Source organism: Streptomyces sp. NPDC005803 (genome assembly GCF_040630435.1).
GTDB lineage: Bacteria > Actinomycetota > Actinomycetes > Streptomycetales > Streptomycetaceae > Streptomyces.
In genome coordinates this window covers 58,646-76,317 of sequence record NZ_JBEXXO010000018.1, presented here as the reverse complement: position 1 = coordinate 76,317, position 17,672 = coordinate 58,646, and the positions used below count along the sequence as shown (strand labels likewise).

13 protein-coding genes are annotated in these 17,672 nt (G+C 72.9%); 3 read left to right on the top strand and 10 right to left on the bottom strand.

Annotated elements, in window-relative coordinates; translation table 11 throughout:
* Positions 1 to 14 precede the first annotated feature (14 nt).
* Positions 15 to 788, top strand: coding sequence for a GNAT family N-acetyltransferase (locus tag ABZ454_RS24705; RefSeq protein WP_359540955.1), 774 nt, complete (start codon positions 15 to 17; stop codon positions 786 to 788).
* Positions 789 to 899: 111 nt separating this feature from the next.
* Here the strand turns inward: ABZ454_RS24705 and ABZ454_RS24700 are convergent, their stop codons facing one another.
* Together ABZ454_RS24700 and ABZ454_RS24695 are read right to left on the bottom strand one after the other, a co-directional pair.
* Positions 900 to 1,604, bottom strand: coding sequence for a response regulator transcription factor (locus ABZ454_RS24700; RefSeq protein ID WP_266781807.1), 705 nt, complete (start codon positions 1,602 to 1,604; stop codon positions 900 to 902).
* Positions 1,588 to 2,886, bottom strand: coding sequence for a PspC domain-containing protein (locus ABZ454_RS24695; protein ID WP_356315591.1), 1,299 nt, complete (start codon positions 2,884 to 2,886; stop codon positions 1,588 to 1,590). The genes ABZ454_RS24700 and ABZ454_RS24695 overlap by 17 nt, the downstream gene beginning before the upstream one ends.
* Before the next feature lie 173 nt (positions 2,887 to 3,059).
* Here ABZ454_RS24695 and ABZ454_RS24690 point away from each other — a divergent pair, with 173 nt between their 5' ends.
* The gene (locus tag ABZ454_RS24690) at positions 3,060 to 4,376 is read left to right on the top strand and encodes a PspC domain-containing protein (RefSeq protein WP_359540954.1); all 1,317 of its coding nucleotides are present in this window, start codon (positions 3,060 to 3,062) and stop codon (positions 4,374 to 4,376) included.
* A gap of 156 nt (positions 4,377 to 4,532) precedes the next feature.
* Here the strand turns inward: ABZ454_RS24690 and ABZ454_RS24685 are convergent, their stop codons facing one another.
* The 4 genes from ABZ454_RS24685 to guaA form a co-directional block, all read right to left on the bottom strand.
* Positions 4,533 to 5,042 carry a DoxX family protein gene (locus tag ABZ454_RS24685; protein ID WP_359540951.1) on the bottom strand — a complete coding sequence of 170 codons (510 nt, stop codon included), beginning with the start codon at positions 5,040 to 5,042 and terminating at the stop codon, positions 4,533 to 4,535.
* A 170-nt stretch (positions 5,043 to 5,212) separates the two neighbouring features.
* Positions 5,213 to 6,478: a hypothetical protein gene (locus tag ABZ454_RS24680; RefSeq protein ID WP_356315603.1), complete on the bottom strand. Its 1,266-nt coding sequence runs from the start codon at positions 6,476 to 6,478 to the stop codon at positions 5,213 to 5,215.
* Between the two features lie 126 nt (positions 6,479 to 6,604).
* Complete coding sequence (locus tag ABZ454_RS24675; RefSeq protein WP_356315606.1) at positions 6,605 to 7,375, bottom strand: class II aldolase/adducin family protein; 771 nt, start codon at positions 7,373 to 7,375, stop codon at positions 6,605 to 6,607.
* Positions 7,376 to 7,568: 193 nt separating this feature from the next.
* Positions 7,569 to 9,155 carry a glutamine-hydrolyzing GMP synthase gene (gene guaA / locus ABZ454_RS24670; RefSeq protein ID WP_356315609.1) on the bottom strand — a complete coding sequence of 529 codons (1,587 nt, stop codon included), beginning with the start codon at positions 9,153 to 9,155 and terminating at the stop codon, positions 7,569 to 7,571.
* 344 nt (positions 9,156 to 9,499) lie between these two features.
* Between guaA and ABZ454_RS24665 the strand changes: the two genes are divergently transcribed.
* On the top strand, positions 9,500 to 9,802 hold the full coding sequence (locus ABZ454_RS24665; RefSeq protein WP_359540948.1) for a chorismate mutase: 303 nt from the start codon (positions 9,500 to 9,502) through the stop codon (positions 9,800 to 9,802).
* Between the two features lie 357 nt (positions 9,803 to 10,159).
* Here ABZ454_RS24665 and ABZ454_RS24660 read toward each other — a convergent pair whose 3' ends face one another.
* The 4 genes from ABZ454_RS24660 to ABZ454_RS24645 all read right to left on the bottom strand — a co-directional run bounded on the left by ABZ454_RS24660 (position 10,160) and on the right by ABZ454_RS24645 (position 17,631).
* The gene (locus ABZ454_RS24660; RefSeq protein WP_359540946.1) at positions 10,160 to 11,893 is read right to left on the bottom strand and encodes a peptidase; all 1,734 of its coding nucleotides are present in this window, start codon (positions 11,891 to 11,893) and stop codon (positions 10,160 to 10,162) included.
* A gap of 359 nt (positions 11,894 to 12,252) precedes the next feature.
* Positions 12,253 to 14,088 (bottom strand): GMC family oxidoreductase, encoded by a 1,836-nt coding sequence (locus tag ABZ454_RS24655; protein WP_359540944.1) that lies wholly within the window; start codon positions 14,086 to 14,088, stop codon positions 12,253 to 12,255.
* Between the two features lie 50 nt (positions 14,089 to 14,138).
* A complete protein-coding gene (locus tag ABZ454_RS24650; RefSeq protein WP_359540941.1) occupies positions 14,139 to 15,767 on the bottom strand; it encodes a succinic semialdehyde dehydrogenase in 1,629 nt (542 codons plus the stop codon).
* A 196-nt stretch (positions 15,768 to 15,963) separates the two neighbouring features.
* Entirely contained in the window at positions 15,964 to 17,631 is a 1,668-nt protein-coding gene (locus ABZ454_RS24645; protein ID WP_359540939.1) for a serine/threonine-protein kinase, read from the bottom strand.
* Between the last annotated feature and the right edge of the window lie 41 nt (positions 17,632 to 17,672).

Sequence of the window (17,672 nt, the reverse complement as noted above, 5' to 3'; positions counted from 1 at the left end):
GAGGACACCCGCACATGCCCATGGACGTCGACGTCCAGACCCATGCCCGTACGCTCACGCTCCGCTCCCCGGACCACGTCCGGGTGGGCCCCTTCGTGATGCGTTACAACCCCGACTGGTCCATCAAGTACGCCAATTACGCGATCCCCGACCAGGGTGCCGAGCCGACGGCGGCCGAACTCGACGCCCTGACAGCGGCCTTCCGCGAACGGGACCGGATGCCGCGTCTGGAGTTCCTTCCCGCCTGGGCCCCCGCCGTCGAACCGGCGCTGCTGGCCGCGGGGTTCACGGTGGAGAACCGCGCCCCTCTCCTGGCCTGCGCCCCCGGGGAGCTGCTGCCGCCGAAGCCGGTGGAAGGCCTGGTGATGGCGGAGCCCGTCACGGACGCGGAGTTCGAGTCCGCCGCCCTCGTCCAGCACCTGGGTTACGGCGGGACGGGCGAACCCGAGGGCGGCGAGGTGAAATGGCTGCGCACCGCCGCAGCCGGTGGCGGGGTCGCCGCCCTCGCCACGTTCGAGGGCGCCCCGGCGGGCGCGGGCGGCTGCTCGGTGCCGGTCGACGGGCTCAGTGAGCTGGCCGGGCTCGCCGTCGCGGCGGACTTCCGCCGCCGGGGCATCGGGGCGGCCCTCTCCGCCCATCTGACGGAGACCGCGTTCGCCCGGGGCTGCCGGGTGGTCTGGCTGGAGCCGGGCGACGCCGAGGTGGAGCGGATCTACGCGAGCATCGGCTACCGCCGGATCGGCGAGAAGCTGAACATCTCGCTCGACCCGGAACGCGAGGGCCTCTGACGCCAAGGCCTCTGACGCGAAGGCGCCCGCCCGCACGAAGGCCCCTCACGCGCACGTGCCGAACCGCGCGAAGGCCCCTGACGCCAGGGCGCCTTCGCGCGGGCGGCCGGCTCAGACCAGCCGTCGCGCCGTCGCCCACCGCGTGAGCTCGTGCCGGTTGGAGAGCTGGAGCTTGCGCAGCACCGCCGAGACGTGCGACTCGACCGTCTTCACCGAGATGAACAGCTGCTTGGCGATCTCCTTGTACGCGTATCCCCGGGCGATCAGCCGCAGCACCTCGCGCTCGCGCTGCGTCAGCCGGTCGAGGTCCTCGTCGACCGGGGGCGCGTCCGTGGAGGCGAAGGCGTCGAGGACGAAGCCGGCCAGCCGGGGCGAGAAGACCGCGTCACCGTCCTGGACCCGGAAGACCGAGTCGACGAGGTCGGCGCCGGTGATGGTCTTGGTGACGTAACCGCGGGCGCCGCCGCGGATGACGCCGATGACGTCCTCCGCGGCGTCCGAGACGGACAGCGCCAGGAAGCGCACCGGGTTCTCCGCCGCGCCCATGAACGGGGCGCAGCGGCGCAGCACCTCGACGCCGCCGCCGCCGGGGAGGTGGACGTCGAGGAGGACGACCTCGGGGCGGGTCGCCGTGATGACGGTGACCGCCTGGTCGACGTCGGCGGCCTCGCCCACGACCTCGACGCCGGTCTCCTCGGTGCGGCCGATCTCGGCCTGCACCCCGGTGCGGAACATCCGGTGGTCGTCGACGAGCACGACTCGTACCCGGCGCTCCGGGCCCTCGTGGCCCCCGGTCGCCTCAGTGGTCCCGTTCATCGCTCGTCCTCTCCATCTCCAGCTCGACTTCCGTGCCCCCGCCGGGCACCGAACGCAGCCGTGCGTTACCGCCGTTGCGCTGCATCCGGCCGATGATTGATTCTCGTACGCCCATTCTGTCCCCCGGTACCGCGTCCAGGTCGAAGCCCGGGCCCCGGTCGCGCACCGAGACGAAGACCGTGCGGCCCTCGACCTCCGCGAAGACCTGGACGGCGCCGCCCTCGCCACCGTACTTGGCGGCGTTGACCATCGCCTCGCGCGCTGCCTGCATCTGTGCGGTCAGCTTCTCGTCGAGCGGGCAGTCGCCGACGACGACGACCTCCAGCGGGACGCCGTGCTTGTCCTCCACCTCGGCCGCGGCGCGTTTGACGGCCTCGGCCAGGGTCTCCGGCTCGTCGTCCTCGTCCTTGCCGGTGCCCTCGGGGTTGTACAGCCAGTTGCGCAGCTCGCGTTCCTGGGCGCGGGCCAGCCTGCGGACCTCGCCCGGCTCCTCGGCGTTGCGCTGGATCAGGGTGAGGGTGTGGAGCACCGAGTCGTGGACGTGGGCGGCGACCTCGGCGCGTTCCTGGGCCCTGATGCGCATCAGGCGTTCCTCGGACAGGTCCTGGCTCATGCGGACGAGCCAGGGACCGGCCAGCAGGGCGATGCCGGTGAGCACGGCGATGGCCGCGGTGATGACGTTGCCCAGCTGGGCGGCCGAGCCGCGTACGACCATGAATCCGGCGAGGCCGAGGCCCACCAGGGCGACCCCGGCCAGTCCCCGGGCCAGGTGCAGGACCTGGCGGCGGCTGCCGACGTCCATCCAGCGGGCGCGGCGGGCGTTGTCGGCCTGCCGCCACACCAGGACGGAGCCGGCGCCGATCAGCAGGATCGGCCAGATGTAGCGGTCGGCCTTGCCGCCCATGTCGACGTTGCCGACGAAGATCAGGGCGCCGATGAACAGCGCGACGAGGGCGAAGACCTGGCCCTTGTCGGGCTTGCGGAGTCTGCGGGTGCCGTCGGGGGCGGTCTCGAAGACCGAGCGCGGGCTGTCCACGCCGCCGACCCCGAGCGGGACGACGATCCAGAACACGGCGTACAGGAGCGCGCCGAGGCCGTCCGAGAGGAACAGGCCGAGGAAGACGATCCGCACCCAGGCGACCGGCAGGCCGAGGTGTCCGGCCAGTCCGCGTGCGACGCCGCCGAGCAGCCGCCCGTCGGCGCTGCGGTACAGCTTGCGCTGGGGCGGCTCCTCCGGGTCGGGGGCGAGGGAGCTGGCGGCTCGGGGCGTGGCGGCTGGCATGACCCGATCGTCACACGTCCGCGGGGGCGGTGGCATCAGGGTCGGCCCCCAGTTCCACCCTGAGACCGGCCGCGGCGGGATGCGGGCCCCTCAGGGTCGGCCGGACCAATATCAGGGAACGGCCAGGGTCGGGGCGGGTGCCGGAAGGGACCGGGGCCCGTCACCATGGAGCCATGACCGTTCCCCAGGATGCGCCGCCCGGCGCCGTACCGCCCCCCGGGCCCGTACCGCAGCTGCGCCGCAGCTCGCGGCAGAAGGTGGTGGCCGGGGTGTGCGGCGGGCTCGGCCGGTACTGCAACGTCGATCCGGTGATCTTCCGGATCGTGCTCGGCGTGCTCTCCGTGACCGGCGGCCTCGGGCTGATCTTCTACGGCTTCGCGTGGCTGCTGATCCCCTCCGAGGGCGAGGAGGAGAACGAGGCGCGCCGGCTGCTGTCGGGCCGGGTCGAGGGGGCGTCGCTCATCGCGGTGCTCTGCGCGCTGATCGGCTGCGGTCTCTTCCTGTCCATGCTGGGCAACAGCGGCACGCTGGCGTTCTCCGCGATGCTCTCGGTCGCGGTCATCGGCTTCACCGTCTGGACGCAGCACCGCAGGACGGCCGATCCGCAGGAGCGGGCGCATCCGGCGGCCGACCGGGCGGTGTCGGACGCGCCGCCCGAGGTGAAGGCGCCGCCGAAGCCGTCGGGCCCGTCGTGGTGGCGCGACCCGATCGTCAAGGACGGGACCACGGGGCCGGCCGGTGCGGGCTATCTGTGGGGGCCGCCGGACGCCGTGCTCGACGGGCAGGAGCAGGGGGCGCGCCGGGCGACGGCGAACGCCCCGTTCCGCCCGCCGCAGCGGTCGCGGGAGGTGCGGGGGCCGCGGTCCATCGCCGGTCTCGTCTTCGTCGGCGCGATGGTGGCGGCCGGTCTGGGCACGGGTCTGAGCTGGGACTCCCATCCGCTCGGTACGAGCGTGCAGATCGGCCTGGCCGCCGCGCTCGCGGTCTTCGGGGCGGGGATGCTGATCAGCGCCTTCGCGGGCCGGACCGGATTCGGCACGCTCCTGCTGGCGATGATCACGGCGGGCCTGCTCGCGGGAGCGTCCGCGCTGCCCAAGGACATCACCACGCACTGGGTGCGCGAGGAGTGGCGGCCGGCGTCGGTCGCCGCGGTGCAGCCGCGCTACCAACTGGGCTCCGGTCAGGCGAAGCTGGACCTCACCCGGGTCGCCGTGCCCGAGGGGGACACGGTGCGGGCCCAGGTGGAGGTCGGTGCGGGCCGGGTCGTCGTGCACGTGCCGAAGGCGGCCACCGTGAAGGTGGACGCCCGGGCCGGTCTCGGCGACATCACCCTGCCGGGAGACCGGCGCCAGAGCGATGTGGACATCCGCCCCTCGCAGAACGAGCACCGGACGCTGCCGCCGGCCGCGGGCAGCGAGCCGGCCGGCACCGTCGAGCTCGATCTGGAAGTGGGCCTCGGACAGGTGGAGGTCATCCGTGCCGCGCAATGAGTTCAGGCCAGGACGGGCGGTCGCGGGCCTGGTGATGCTGACGCTCGCGGGCGGGTACGCCGCGGACGCGGCGGACGTGTGGGAGGCCCCGTGGGTCTTCTTCGTCCCGGTCTTCGTGGGCGGCCTGTGGCTGGCCGCCACGGTGACCTGGGTGGCCTACCGGATCCGTCGCCGCCGCGTCGCCCGGAAGGCGTCCACGGAGAACGACGCGGCCCCGCCGAGCAGCAGCGGCAGCCAGGCCATCAGGTAGACCAGGTCGTTGCCGAAGTAGTAGGGCGAGACCTGCCAGCTGACGGTCAGCCACAGGCTGAGCGAGATCAGTGCCCCGCCGAGTGCCGCGATCCGGGTCCACAGGCCCAGCAGCGTGCCGATGCCGACGGCGAGCTCTCCGATGGCGATGGCGTACCCGAAGCCGGACGGGCTCTTCAGCGCGAGGTCGACCAGGGCCGGGATCGCGGAGGAATCGCGGACGGCGCTCATCTGCTCGCCGATCGACCCGGGGCCGGTGGCGTGGAAGAAGGAGCTGTCGGTCAGTTTGTCGAGCGCGGCGTAGACGAAGGTGACCCCGAGGAAGATCCGCAGGGGCAGCAGGGCGTGCTGCCGCGCCAGCTCCCCCAGGCTCGTGGCCTCACCCGGACCGCGCCCGTTCATGCCGTACCCACGCATGGTTCTCCCGCCTTCCGCGGCCCGCCGCCGGACGCCGGGTCCGCCAACAGGGCCGTTCGACCCTCGCCGGACCGTTCGATCCGTCACCTGACCATACGTACGCCCCGGACGCACGGCTCACCAGGTGCGCGTCCGGGTTCCCCGGGCCGGCGGTCGGGGCGCGGCCCCGGTCAGTCGGTCACGTCGATCGCGACGCGGTTCGACTCCGCTCCGGAGGCGGTCACCACCTGCACCTCGACCACCCCCGGCTCCACCTCCACGGGCACCGGCACGGTCAGCACGGTGTCGGTGGGGTTGGCGAAGCCGCCGGTGACCGGGACCATCGGGACGTGTACGTGGACGGTGCCGATCCGCACGACCATGCGGGCCAGCCGGTCCGGGGTCCCGGCGCCCGGCGGCACGAACCCCGCGCCGCGGATCTCGATGTCGTCGCCGGTACGGATCGGCGCGTCCAGGTCACCGGCCTCGCGGGCCCGGACGACCGACAGCACCACGGGCCGGCCGCCCTCGGTGTACTTCCCGGCGAAGTAGGCCGCCGCCGAGACGGCCACCAGCAGGGCGAGCCCCCACGGCAGGTCGGGCAGTTGCTCGGGCCGGCGGGCGAGCCGGACCGCGGCGAAGACCACCGCGACGGTGGACACCAGCACGTACTGCACATCGGTGAACCCGCCCCGCCCGGAGTCGTCGGTGAGCAGGTCCGCGGCGCGCGGCCGGTCCGCCCGCAGCTTCTGCAGCCGCCCGGCCAGCACCCGTACGCTCACCACCCGCCGCACCACCACCGCGATGGCGCACACCAGGGCCAGCACGGTCACCACACCGGCGCCGCGCGCCAGGTCCAGGCCCTCGATCAGCGCGTCGCGCTGCGCGTGGCCGGAGGCGCCCGCCAGCTGGAGGGCGAGGACGAGGACGGAGAAGACGGCGAGCAGCACCCAGGACGCGGCGACGGCGCGTGAGGTGGAGAGCCGGTTGTCCTCGCCGATCAGCGGGGCGAGGAGGCCGCCGCGGGCCCGGTGGACGTGCGCGGCGGTGGTGAGCAGCCCCGCGGTGACGAGTCCGGCGACCAGACCCGCGGTACGGGCGTGGGTCCAGCCGGCCCCGATGGCGGTGGCGGACTCGGCGACGGCCAGCACGGCGACGGCGCCCCAGACGATGACCAGGGTGCGCTGCCACACCCGGTACAGCCAGGCGTCACCGGCTTCCCGGCCGCGTTCGGCGACGGCGCGCGCGGACTGGGTCAGCTCGTCCGACACCCACTGCCGGGTCGCGGAGGCGGACCGGGCGACCCCGGTGGGGAGTCCCTGGCCGGCGGCGAGTTCGTCCCGCTTGGCCAGGAAGGCGGCCACCGCGCGCCGGTGCCCCTGGCGTGCTCCGTGCGGGCAGTCGCCGCACGTGCAGCCACCGCCGTGCGTGCTCTGTCTCGCCTCGTCCAACGCCACGGAGAACTCCGCCCCTTTCCGCACCGGTACAGCCGTCGGCCAACCCAACTCGACTGTGATTGCTGCGAATTGTGCCGTACCGTGCGGGAGGTTCCCGCATCGGGGCGCACCGGACGGGTGGGATCGTCAGAACGTTCGAGAGATCCGGTGCCACAGGGGCTGGTAGTTGATCCAGGCGACCAGGTCGCTGCCGAGCTGTTCGCGGGTGGCGACCGCGTCCCGGTGCTCGATCAGCACCGGTTTGCCGGCCGCCCGCGCGGCCAGCTGGACCTGGCAGGACCGCTCCAGGGTGAGGAACCACCAGGCGGCCGCGTCCACCGAGTCGCCCACGGTCAGCAGCCCGTGGTTGCGCAGCACGATGGCCTTGCGGGCCCCGAGAGCGGCCGCGATCCGGCGCCCCTCGTCCTCGTCCACGACGACCCCGGTGTACGCGTCGTAGAGCGCGTGGTCCTCGTAGAAGGCACAGGCTTCCTGGGTGATCGGCTCGACGAGCTCGCCCAGCGCGGCCAGCGCCCTGCCGTGCACGGAGTGGGTGTGCGCGACGGCGACGACGTCCGGGCGGGCCCGGTGCACCTGGGCGTGGACGGCGAACGCCGCCTGGTTGACGTGCCGGCGCCCCTCGACGACCTGGCCCTCACCGTTGACCAGGATCAGCTCCTGCGGCCCCAGCCCGTCGAAGGGGGCGCCGAAGGGATTGACCCAGAAGCAGTCGGTGAACTCCGGGTCGCGTGCCGTGATGTGCCCGGAGACCCCGTCCTCGTACCCGTACTCCCCGAACAGGCGCAGCGCCCCGGCCAGGCGCTCCTTGCGGTGGGCGCGCTCCTCCTCGACGGAGGCGTGCGCGGGCGGCATGGCGAAGTGGAGCTGGTCCACGGGTACGGGTGTGGGCTCGGGCATGGCGACTCCTCGGTGCTCCCGGGGCGTACGGATCAGGCGTACGCGATCGGAAGTTACCGCCGGTCGCCGCAGGTGACCAGAGGCATCCGCCCTCGATCGCGCGGCCGCCGGGGCCGGGAACGCGGCGATGCCGCCGCCCGCGGGACGGGCGACGGCATCGGGACCGGCCGGAAGCCGGGCAGGACCGGGAGGGCTACTCCCACTCGATGGTCCCCGGCGGCTTGCTCGTCACGTCGAGGACGACGCGGTTGACGTCGGCGACCTCGTTGGTGATGCGGGTGGAGATCTTGGCGAGGGTCTCGTACGGCAGGCGCGACCAGTCAGCCGTCATGGCGTCCTCGGAGGAGACCGGGCGCAGCACGATCGGGTGGCCGTAGGTGCGGCCGTCGCCCTGGACGCCGACGCTGCGCACGTCCGCGAGCAGGACCACGGGGCACTGCCAGATGTCCCGGTCCAGGCCGGCCTTGGTCAGCTCCTCGCGGGCGATGGCGTCGGCGTCGCGCAGCAGGTCGAGCCGCTCCTTGGTGACCTCGCCGACGATCCGGATGCCGAGGCCGGGGCCGGGGAAGGGCTGGCGCTGGACGATCTCCTCCGGCAGGCCGAGCTCCTGGCCGACCATCCGGACCTCGTCCTTGAACAGCTGGCGCAGCGGCTCGACGAGCTCGAACTCGATGTCGTCGGGGAGGCCGCCCACGTTGTGGTGCGACTTGATGTTGGCGGTGCCGGTGCCGCCGCCGGACTCGACGACGTCCGGGTAGAGGGTGCCCTGCACGAGGAAGGCGACCTCCGGGCCGTCCTCCTGGAGGATCTCCAGCTGGGCCTGCTCGAAGACGCGGATGAACTCGCGGCCGATGATCTTCCGCTTCTGCTCCGGGTCGGACACGCCGGCCAGGGCGTCGAGGAAGCGCTTCTCCGCGTCGACGACCTTCAGCTTCGCACCGGTGGCGGCGACGAAGTCCTTCTCGACCTGCTCGGTCTCGCCCTTGCGCATCAGCCCGTGGTCGACGTACACGCAGGTCAGCTGGGAGCCGATGGCCTTCTGCACGAGGGCGGCGGCGACGGCCGAGTCCACCCCGCCGGACAGGCCGCAGATGGCGCGCTTGCTGCCGACCTGCTCGCGGATGAGGGCGATCTGCTCCTCGACGACGTTGGTCGTCGTCCAGTTCGGCTCGATGCCGGCACCGCGGTAGAGGAAGTGCTCCAGGACCTGCTGGCCGTGCGTGGAGTGCAGGACCTCCGGGTGGTACTGGACGCCGTAGAGCTTCTTCTCGTCGTTCTCGAAGGCGGCGACCGGGACGACGTCCGTGGACGCGGTGACGGTGAAGCCCTCGGGGGCGGCGGAGCAGGCGTCGCCGTGCGACATCCACACCGGCTGCTCGGTCGGGGTGCCCTCGAAGAGGGTGGAGCCGGGCTTGGAGACGGTGAGCGCGGTACGGCCGTACTCCCGGGCTCCGTTGTCGTCGACGGTGCCGCCCAGCGTGGTGGCCATCAGCTGGAAGCCGTAGCACATGCCGAAGACGGGGACCCCCGCCTCGAAGAGCGCGCGGTCGAGCGAGGGCGCGCCCTCGGCGTACACCGAGGAGGGTCCGCCGGACAGGATGATCGCCCGGGGGTTCTTGGCCAGCATCTCGGCCACCGGCATCGTGGACGGCACGATCTCGCTGTAGACGCGGGCCTCACGGACGCGTCGGGCGATGAGCTGGGCGTACTGCGCGCCGAAGTCGACAACGAGGACCACGTCGGTGGTGATGTCGGGGGCGGCGGGGGGTGCTGCTGGCACGGGGGCGGCCTTCCGGCGGTGGAGAGAGGGGGTCGGTTCCTCCAATTCTACCGGCGGCCGGATGCTTGCCTCGTCGTCCCGGTACACGGCCCGGGACCGCGGGCCGTCTCACCATCCGGGCCCGGCGCCGGCCCGGGCCCCCGCCGGGTCCATACTGTTCCCCATGCGTCAGCACACGACCTTCGTCTTTACCTATGGCACCCGGCCCGCCGGCTGCCATGGTCGTGCTGCTTGAGCAACTGACAAGCAACGTTCCAGGCGCCCCGGGCCGACAGGCCCGGGGCGTTCTGGCGTTCCGGGGCCGGTCGGTCCCCGGGGAGCCGCACTCCACCGGGAGACCCGCCATGAGCACCACCGCCACCGCGCAGTCCGCCACCGAGGTGACCGGCGCGCACACCGACGAGGCCGCGTCCCTGATCGCGGACGCGCGGGCCCGCATCGACGCCCTCGACGACCGGATCATCGGCCTCGTCCAGGAACGGACGGCCGTCTCCACGGTCATCCAGGAGGCCCGGATCACCTCCGGGGGCCGCCGGGTCAACCTCTCGCGCGAGATGGAGATCCTCGGCCGCTACCGGGACGCGCTGGGCAAGCCCGGCACCTCCCTCGCGATGACGCTGCTGGAGCTGTGCCGCGGCCGCGTGTGACGTCCCGCACGTCGACCGCCTGGGGCCCCGGCAGGGCTGTACGGCCGTATCCCAGTTCGGGCGGACTCTCACCCGTACGGCGCGTGACCGGGCCCGCCGCGGCTTCGTTGGTCCCGGTGTCCGTGCCAGCCAGGGGCGGCTCTGAACGAAAACCACGCGTGGCTTCGCCGGGGCGTGTGGCGTACTGCACGTACGCCGTGGGACCGCGCACCGGCGTGCGTGACCGGTCGGCAGGGGACAGCAGCCCGGTCACCCGGAGGTTCCGCCCTGAGGGGGCGGACCCTCGAAAGGACGGCCGGCTCCGGGGACGCCCGGGGCCGGCCGTTCTCCGTTGCGCCCGCGGGGCTGGTGTCCGGATCAGCGGTGCGCGCGGCGGCGGGACACCGTGAGGAGGACACCGCCCGCGACCAGGGCGGCCAGGGCCGCGGCGCCGGTCGCCAGGGCGTGGGAACCGGTGGCGGCGAGGCCCCCGCCCGTGCTGCCGCCCAGGTCCGTGCCGGCCGAGCCGGCAGATCCGGTCGAGCCGCCGGAGCTCGTGGACGTGCCGCCGGCGGAGTCCGGGCCCCCGCCCCCGGTGGAACCGCCGGCGACGGCCGTTCCGCCCGACGCGCCACCGTCGGTGGTGGCGCCCGAGTCGCCCGGCTCGGTGTCCCCGGCGTTGAGCACCAGCGACGCGGTGTTGTCGGCCGGCTCGGGGTCGAAGGGCAGCTCCGGGTCCGCGAGGCGGGTGTTGCGGACCACGACCTTGCCGGAGGCCCCCTCGGCCACCTCGGTGATCCTCAGCACGAAGGGCAGGGTGAGGACCGCGTCCTCGCGCACCGACATCGGGGTGGAGCAGAAGTAGCGCGGGGCCGCCGTCCGGTCCTCGCGGTACTGCCCGTCGGCCGTCACTCCTCGGCAGGTGTCGGGCGCGCTGACGACGGAGGCGCCCTCGGGCACGGTGACGTCGACGGTGGCGACGTCCTCGCCGGAGCGGATGTTCCCGATCCACGCCGGCCCCCGGTTACGGAATCCGACGTTCACCTCGACCGAGTCGCCCGCCGCCCCTTCCGCCCGGTCGCCGTACGCGGCGAAGTCGGCGCTGTTGGCAGTCCGGAAGTCGGCGTCCTGCTGGTTGTCACCCGGGTTCAGGTCGGCCGTCAGGGCGGGCGGGGCCTCGCGCAGCGCCAGCGTGGCGCCCTTGCCGGGGCTGTACCGCGCACCGCCCCGCTGTGCCGCACGGGCCGCGGGGCCGTCCTCCGCGATGCGGTAGAGCAACGAGTCGTAGTACGCGCGCTTCGTGGCCCTGAGGGAGGGCGGCTCGCTGAGCGTGTAGGTGACGCCGGGCTCGTAGCTGCCGCCGAAGGAGCACAGGGCGGTGGTCCAGGCGCCCGGACTGCCCATGCCCAGGTCGTCCTCGCTGTACTCGCAGTTCCGGTACCGCTCGGTGAACTCCATGCCGCGGGTGTGCCGCAGCGTGAGCAGCACGCCCTCGGCCGCGCGGGTGCCGTTGTTCGTGAAGGTGACGGGCACCGGCTGGGTGTCGCCGGGCTCGAGCTCCGTCCTGAAGGGCAGCCGTCGCATCGACAGGTCGGGGCCGCCGATGCCGACGCGGGCGGTGAACGGGGTGAACGTGGCCCCGTCCGCCTCCGCCGTGACCTCGATGGATCCCGTGGCGCCGTCCTTGCCGCCCTTGGCCGCGGTGACCTCGAGCCGGGCGAGGGTGCTGAGCCCCGGGAGGATTCCCCGGTCGTGGCAGACGGCAATCGTCCCGGTGGTGGTGCAGTCTGCGCCGCCGTCGCCGTCGAAGGACACGTCCGCGACCCCGGCCAGCGCGCTGAGGTCGAAGCGGACGGTGTACTCGCCCTGGAAGGCGCCGTTCTCCTCGTCCTCGGACGGGTTGTCGACCGTGAAGGCGAGGGACGCCTTCTGCGGGGCGCCCGTCGCCGGGTACGGATGCAGCGCGGTCCCGGCCGGGCCGCCGAGCGTGAACGAGGGGACGGAGGCCTGCGCCGGAGCGGTCAGGGTGAGCGATCCGGCGGCCAGCAGACCGGCGGCGGCGAATCCACCGGCGGCTCTGCGGAGAGCGGCTCTCGGGGTCGTGCGTCTCATCGCGGGCCCTCTGGGGTCGTGGGAGCTGTGTGATCACCGTTACGGCGACGTGGGTACGACCAAGGGCCCCTGTGAATAGTTGCGCGGATCCTGATCACGGATCGAGCACATCCCGGACGTGACTGACGTCACATGAGGATGTGGTGCACTCGGGGACAACCATCGGGACGCCCCGCAGGTCATGCATGCGGAACCACCGGTCACATCCGTCACGCGGCTTCACCGGTAGAGCGTGAGGGGCTGCACTCGGAGGGGGGTGCAGCCCCTTCTGCTGTCCGGCGCCCTCCCGGCACGCGGCTCCCGCGCTGTCCGGCGCGCGTGATCCCTGCTCCCGTCCGGCGCCCCTCAGGGCGCGGCCCCTACTCCGCCGTCGTGGCCTGCTTGGGCGGCATCGCCGGCATTCCCAGGAACGGCAGCCTCAGCGCGCCGAACGCCTCCTCGGGGACGGCCGGTGTCCGCGGCCCGACCGCCGCCAGCCGCTCGTACTCCTCGCCCTGCGCCGGGCGCGGGTCCCGCTCGCCCTTGTTGGGCCAGAAGGACATGGCCCGCTCCGCCTGCGCGGTGATCGTCAGCGACGGGTTGACGCCGAGGTTGGCGGAGACCGCGGAACCGTCGACGACCGAGATGCCCGGGTGCCCGAACAGCCGGTGGTACGGGTCGATGACCCCCTCCTCGGCACTCGCGCCGATCGGGCAGCCGCCGAGGAAGTGCGCGGTGAGCGGAGTGCCCATCAGCTCGCCTATGTTGGAGCCGGCGAACCCGTTGATCTCGGCGGCGAGCAGTGTCGCGCTCCGCGTCGCCTCGGCGATCTGCGTCGGGTTGGGCGCGCCGTGGCCCTGGCGGGCGGTGAGCAGCCCCTTCCCGATGCCGCGGGGCTTGCGGTACGCGGTCAGGGAGTTGTCCAGCGACTGCATGACGAGTCCGATGATGGTCCGCTCCGACCAGCGCCGGTTGGAGAGCGAACGCAGGGCGAGCGTCGGGTGCTTGGCCAGGTTGCCGAGCCAGCTCAGCACCCGGTGGGAGCTGTAGGGGACCTGGAGGATGGTCAGTCCGCCCATCGCGTTCGATCCCTTGCCGTACCGGACCGGTTCGATGTGGGTGTCGGCGTCGGGGTGGATCGACGAGGTGATGGCGACGCCCCGGGTGAAGTCGGCCTTGGTGCCGTGCTTCCTGCGGTAGCGGCGGTCGGAGGTCTGCGCGCCGACGAGGCCCTCGGAGTTGGTCCGGGTCAGCTCACCGAGGCGGGCCGAGATCCGGGGCAGCAGCCCCTGGTCCTTCATGGTGTGCAACAGGGTCTGGGTGCCGTACGTACCCGCCGCCACGACCACCTCGCGGGCGCGCAGCCGCGTGGGCTCCGCCTTCCTGCGCCGGTCGGTCGGCACGGTGGAGACGTGGTAGCCGCCCTCCGGGTCCTCCGTGACCGCGACGACGGACGTCATGGGGTGGATGACCGCTCCGGCCTTCTCGGCGAGGTGGAGGTAGTTCTCGTTGAGGGTGTTCTTCGCCCCGTGCCGGCAGCCGGTCATGCACTCGCCGCATTCGATGCAGGCCTTGCGGGCCGGGCCCACGCCGCCGAAGTACGGGTCGGTGACGGTCTCGCCGGGCTTCGCCTTCGCCGTGCCGTCGGCGTCCTCGCCGTCGCCGAAGAAGACGCCGACCGGCGCGAGGTGGAAGGTGTCGCCGACGCCCATCGTCTCGGCGACCGCCTTCAGATGGACGTCCGAGGGTGTCGTCGTCGGGTTGAGCCTGACCCCGAGCATCCGCCTGGCCTGGTCGTAGTACGGCTTCAGCTCGTCCTGCCAGTCGGTGATGTGCGCCCACTGCCGGTCCGCGAAGAACGGCGCCGGAGGCACGTACAGCGTGTTGGCGTAGTTCAGCGAACCGCCGCCGACCCCCGCGCCCGCGAGCACCATCACGCTGCCGAGCAGATGCACACGCTGGATGCCGAAGAGGCCGAGGGCGGGCGCCCAGAGGTAGTTCTTCAGGTCCCAGGAGCTCTTCGGCAGCGTTCCCGGGGTGAAGCGGCGGCCGGCTTCCAGGACGCCGACCCGGTACCCCTTCTCGCTCAGCCGCAGCGCCGACACCGCGCCGCCGAAGCCCGAACCGACGACCAGGACGTCGTAGTCGTACGCGGCGTCGTCATCGGCTCCTTCCGGGTCCACGGACTGATTCCGGGCAGGGCTGACCTGGGACATGGCTCTCCTCGGTGCGGTACGAAAAAAGCGGGGCGGGGCGGGCGCTGCGGTCAGCGCAGGCGGAAGGCCTTCATCGCCTTGAGACTGCGGCTCATGAACGCCGCGTACTTCGCGTCGTCCATCCCGAAGGCCGGGGCGAGCGGGATCAGCCGCTGCTGGGCGACGGTCTGGGCCTCGGTGTACTTGAGGATGCCCTCGGAGCCGTGCCGGCGGCCGAGGCCGGAGTCCTTCATGCCGCCCATCGGGGACTGCACGCTGCCGTACGCGGGGGCGTACCCCTCGTTGATGTTGACCGTGCCGGTCCGCAGCCGGGCGGCGACCTGGTGGCCGCGCCTGCCGTCCTTGGTCCAGACACTCGAATTCAGGCCGTACGGGGTGGCGTTGGCCAGGGCGACGACCTCGTCCTCGTCGCTGAAGCGGTAGACGGAGACGACCGGTCCGAAGGTCTCCTCGCCGCAGACGGCCATCGGGGCCTCGACGCCCTCCAGGATGGTCGGCTCGTAGAACAGCGGGCCGATGTCGGGGCGGGCGACGCCGCCGGCGACGAGCGTGGCGCCCTTCTCGACGGCCTCCGCGACGTGCCGGCTGACGGTCTCCAGCTGGCGCTCGCCGACGAGCGATCCCATGTCGGCGCCGTACGCCAGGGAGCTGCCGAGCCGCATCGCCTTCGTACGGGCGGCGAACCGGGCCACGAAGTCGTCGGCGACGGACTCGTGGACGTACAGCCGCTCGATCGAGATGCACAGCTGGCCGGCGGAGGAGAAGCAGGCGCGGACGGCGCCGGCGGCGGCCTTCTCCACGTCGGCGTCCTTCAGCACCAGCATGGCGTTCTTCCCGCCGAGTTCCAGTGAGACCCCGACGAGGCGGGCCGCGGCGCCCTGGGCGACCTCGCGGCCGGTGCGGGTGGAGCCGGTGAACGAGACGTAGTCGGCGTGCTTGACGACCTCGGGGCCGACGACGGGTCCGTCACCGAGCACCACCTGGAAGACCTCGGCCGGGAGTCCGGCCTCGATGAGCAGGTCGCGGGCCCACAGCGCGGTCAGCGCGGTCTCCGTGTCCGGCTTCATCACCACGGCGTTGCCGGAGACGAACGCGGGCAGCGCGTCGCCGACGGACAGCTCCAGGGGGTAGTTCCACGGCGCGATCTGGCCGATCACACCACGCGGCTGCCGCAGCTCGGTGACCTTGGTCAGCGTGGGGACGACACCGGTGTGCCGCTTGGGCTTCAGATAGGCGCCCGCGCGGCGGCCGTAGTGCCGGGCGGCGACGGCGACCGCCTGCACCTCCTCGTGGGCGTGCAGCCGGGCCTTGCCCGTCTCCAGCTGGATGAGGTCGAGGACCTCCGACTGGCGTTCGAGGACCAGGTCGTGGAAGCGCAGCAGCACGGTGGCCCTGGCCCGCACGGGCGTCGCGGCCCAGGCGGACTGGGCGGCCCGGGCCCGCTCGAAGGCGGTCGCCACGTCCTCGGGGGTGGACTGCGGCAGATCGGCCAGCTTCTCCCCGGTGAAGGGGGTGTGGTTGGCCGTACGGCCGGAGCCGACGACGCCCCGGGTCAGCTGGGCGACCACCTCGGGCGTCACGACATCGGCGGCCGTGCGCACGCCCGCGGGCGCGGCGGCCACCGGGTTGGTGCCGGCAACCGCGGCGGAGGTGGGCGTGGAGGCCTGCGAGTCCGTCATGAGGGCGAGAGTACGTCGCGCCGGATGCTTTGGGTACCCGTGGGTAACAGCTTTTCACACTCCCCACAACGGCCCCCGGACGCCCACCGTCAATACAGCCAGTGATCACTGGCGGCATAACCGCTGATCAGGGGGTATCTCCCTCGGCATCGTCGGCCCGGAAGACCCGGCCGGAGCCGGCGACAGACGGTCGGCCTCAGTTGGAGTCGACCGGCGGGCGCCAGCTGCGCAGCATCGTGTTGAACCGGTCCCGGGTGATGTCCCAGTCGGCCTCCGGTCCCGTCATGTACAGCGCGTACTCCGGACCGCCCTCCTGCGCGTAGTACATCTGGTCGATGGCGTGCCGCGGTCCGACGCCGTCCTTCTCGGTCCAGGTGAACTCCCAGATGGATCCGGGGCAGTCCCGGTAGACGTTGGAGTTCATCTCCAGGCTCCGGTAGTCCGGCAGCCGCTTGCGCAGGCTCGTCTCCAGGTTCTGCATGTGCGTGTACGGGTGCTCGAAGTCGGGCGCCGGGTCCACGCTGACGCGGAAGTAGTGCGCACCGTCGTCCGGGGTGTAGTCGATGTTGGTGCCCTCCACCCGGCGCTCCCAGCCGATCGGCATGAGGATGCTGAACCCTGACGGGTCCTCCACGCGCCGCCAGCCGTCCGGTACGCCGTCCTTCACCGGCTCCGACTCGGTCGTGGGGGTGGGGGTGGGACGGGGACTGGCAGTGACCGGTCCCGGCGACCGGGTGCCGTGGGAGGCGGTGCCGCCGCTCCCGGTCTCCGCGTCCTTGTTGTTCGCGTACATCGCGGCCAGACCCCCGCCGCCGCCCACCAGGGCCGCCACGGCGATGACCAGGACCGTCGTCCGCAGCCGGCCACGCCCGCGCCCGGTCACCGGTGCGGAGGCGGGCGGTGGGACGGGTCCGGGGTAGGGCAGTTGAGCCGTGCCGCCGTTCGGCGCCCCGCCGTCGGCGCCCATCGCCCGCAGGGCCTCCTCGGAGACCCGCTGCGTGGGGACGTACTCCTGGGCCGACCGGGGCGCGCGCCCCTCCATGGCCTCCAGCAGCATCCGTTCGGTCTCCACGGCCGACGGCCGGTCCTCGGGTTCCTTGCGGAGCAGCGCGGTGATGACGGGGGCGAGCGCCCCGGCCCGGGCGGGGGCAGGCGGTTCCTCGGTCACGACGGCCTGCATGGTGGAGATCGGGGAGGTGCGGCGGAACGGCGAGCGCCCCTCGACCGCGGTGTACAGCGTGGCGCCCAGCGACCACAGGTCGGAGGCGGGGCCGGGATCGCCGCCCCGGACCCGCTCGGGCGCCAGGTAGTCGATGGATCCGACCAGTTCACCGGTCCTGGTGATCGTCGAGTCGCCTTCGATCGCCGCGATCCCGAAGTCGGTGAGCAGCACCCGGCCGTCCCGGGCGAGCAGGACGTTGCCCGGCTTCACATCGCGGTGCAGCACCCCGGCGCCGTGTGCGGCGCGCAGGGCGCCCAGCACGTGGAGCCCGATCCGGGCGGCCTCGCGCGGTTCGATCTCGCCGGATTCCTTGGCCCGGTCGGCGAGTGACGGGCCGTCGACGTACTGCATGACGATCCACGGCCGGTTGTCGTACTCGATCACGTCATGGACGGTGACCACGCCGGGGTGCGTGATGCGGGCGGCCGCGCGGGCCTCCTTCTGGGTGCGCGCGTGCAGCACGACCCGGTCCGCCTCGGCGACGTACAGCCCGGCGGTCAGCTCCTTGACGGCCACGGTGCGGTGCAGCACCTCGTCATGGGCGCGCCAGACCTTCCCCATGCCGCCGCGCCCGAGGACTTCGCCGAGCCGGTACCTGCCGGCCAGCACCAGTCCCGCTTCCGTTCCCTGTGATCGATCCACGTGTCCCCGCCCCGTTCCTTCGGCTGACAGGTTACGGAGGG

Coding starts and splice junctions, on each gene's coding strand:
- ABZ454_RS24705 (WP_359540955.1), top strand. CDS start 15: ATGCCCATGGACGTCGACGTCCAGACCCATGCCCGTACGCTCACGCTC.
- ABZ454_RS24700 (WP_266781807.1), bottom strand. CDS start 1,604: ATGAACGGGACCACTGAGGCGACCGGGGGCCACGAGGGCCCGGAGCGC.
- ABZ454_RS24695 (WP_356315591.1), bottom strand. CDS start 2,886: ATGCCAGCCGCCACGCCCCGAGCCGCCAGCTCCCTCGCCCCCGACCCG.
- ABZ454_RS24690 (WP_359540954.1), top strand. CDS start 3,060: ATGACCGTTCCCCAGGATGCGCCGCCCGGCGCCGTACCGCCCCCCGGG.
- ABZ454_RS24685 (WP_359540951.1), bottom strand. CDS start 5,042: ATGCGTGGGTACGGCATGAACGGGCGCGGTCCGGGTGAGGCCACGAGC.
- ABZ454_RS24675 (WP_356315606.1), bottom strand. CDS start 7,375: ATGCCCGAGCCCACACCCGTACCCGTGGACCAGCTCCACTTCGCCATG.
- ABZ454_RS24665 (WP_359540948.1), top strand. CDS start 9,500: ATGAGCACCACCGCCACCGCGCAGTCCGCCACCGAGGTGACCGGCGCG.
- ABZ454_RS24660 (WP_359540946.1), bottom strand. CDS start 11,893: ATGAGACGCACGACCCCGAGAGCCGCTCTCCGCAGAGCCGCCGGTGGA.
- ABZ454_RS24655 (WP_359540944.1), bottom strand. CDS start 14,088: ATGTCCCAGGTCAGCCCTGCCCGGAATCAGTCCGTGGACCCGGAAGGA.
- ABZ454_RS24650 (WP_359540941.1), bottom strand. CDS start 15,767: ATGACGGACTCGCAGGCCTCCACGCCCACCTCCGCCGCGGTTGCCGGC.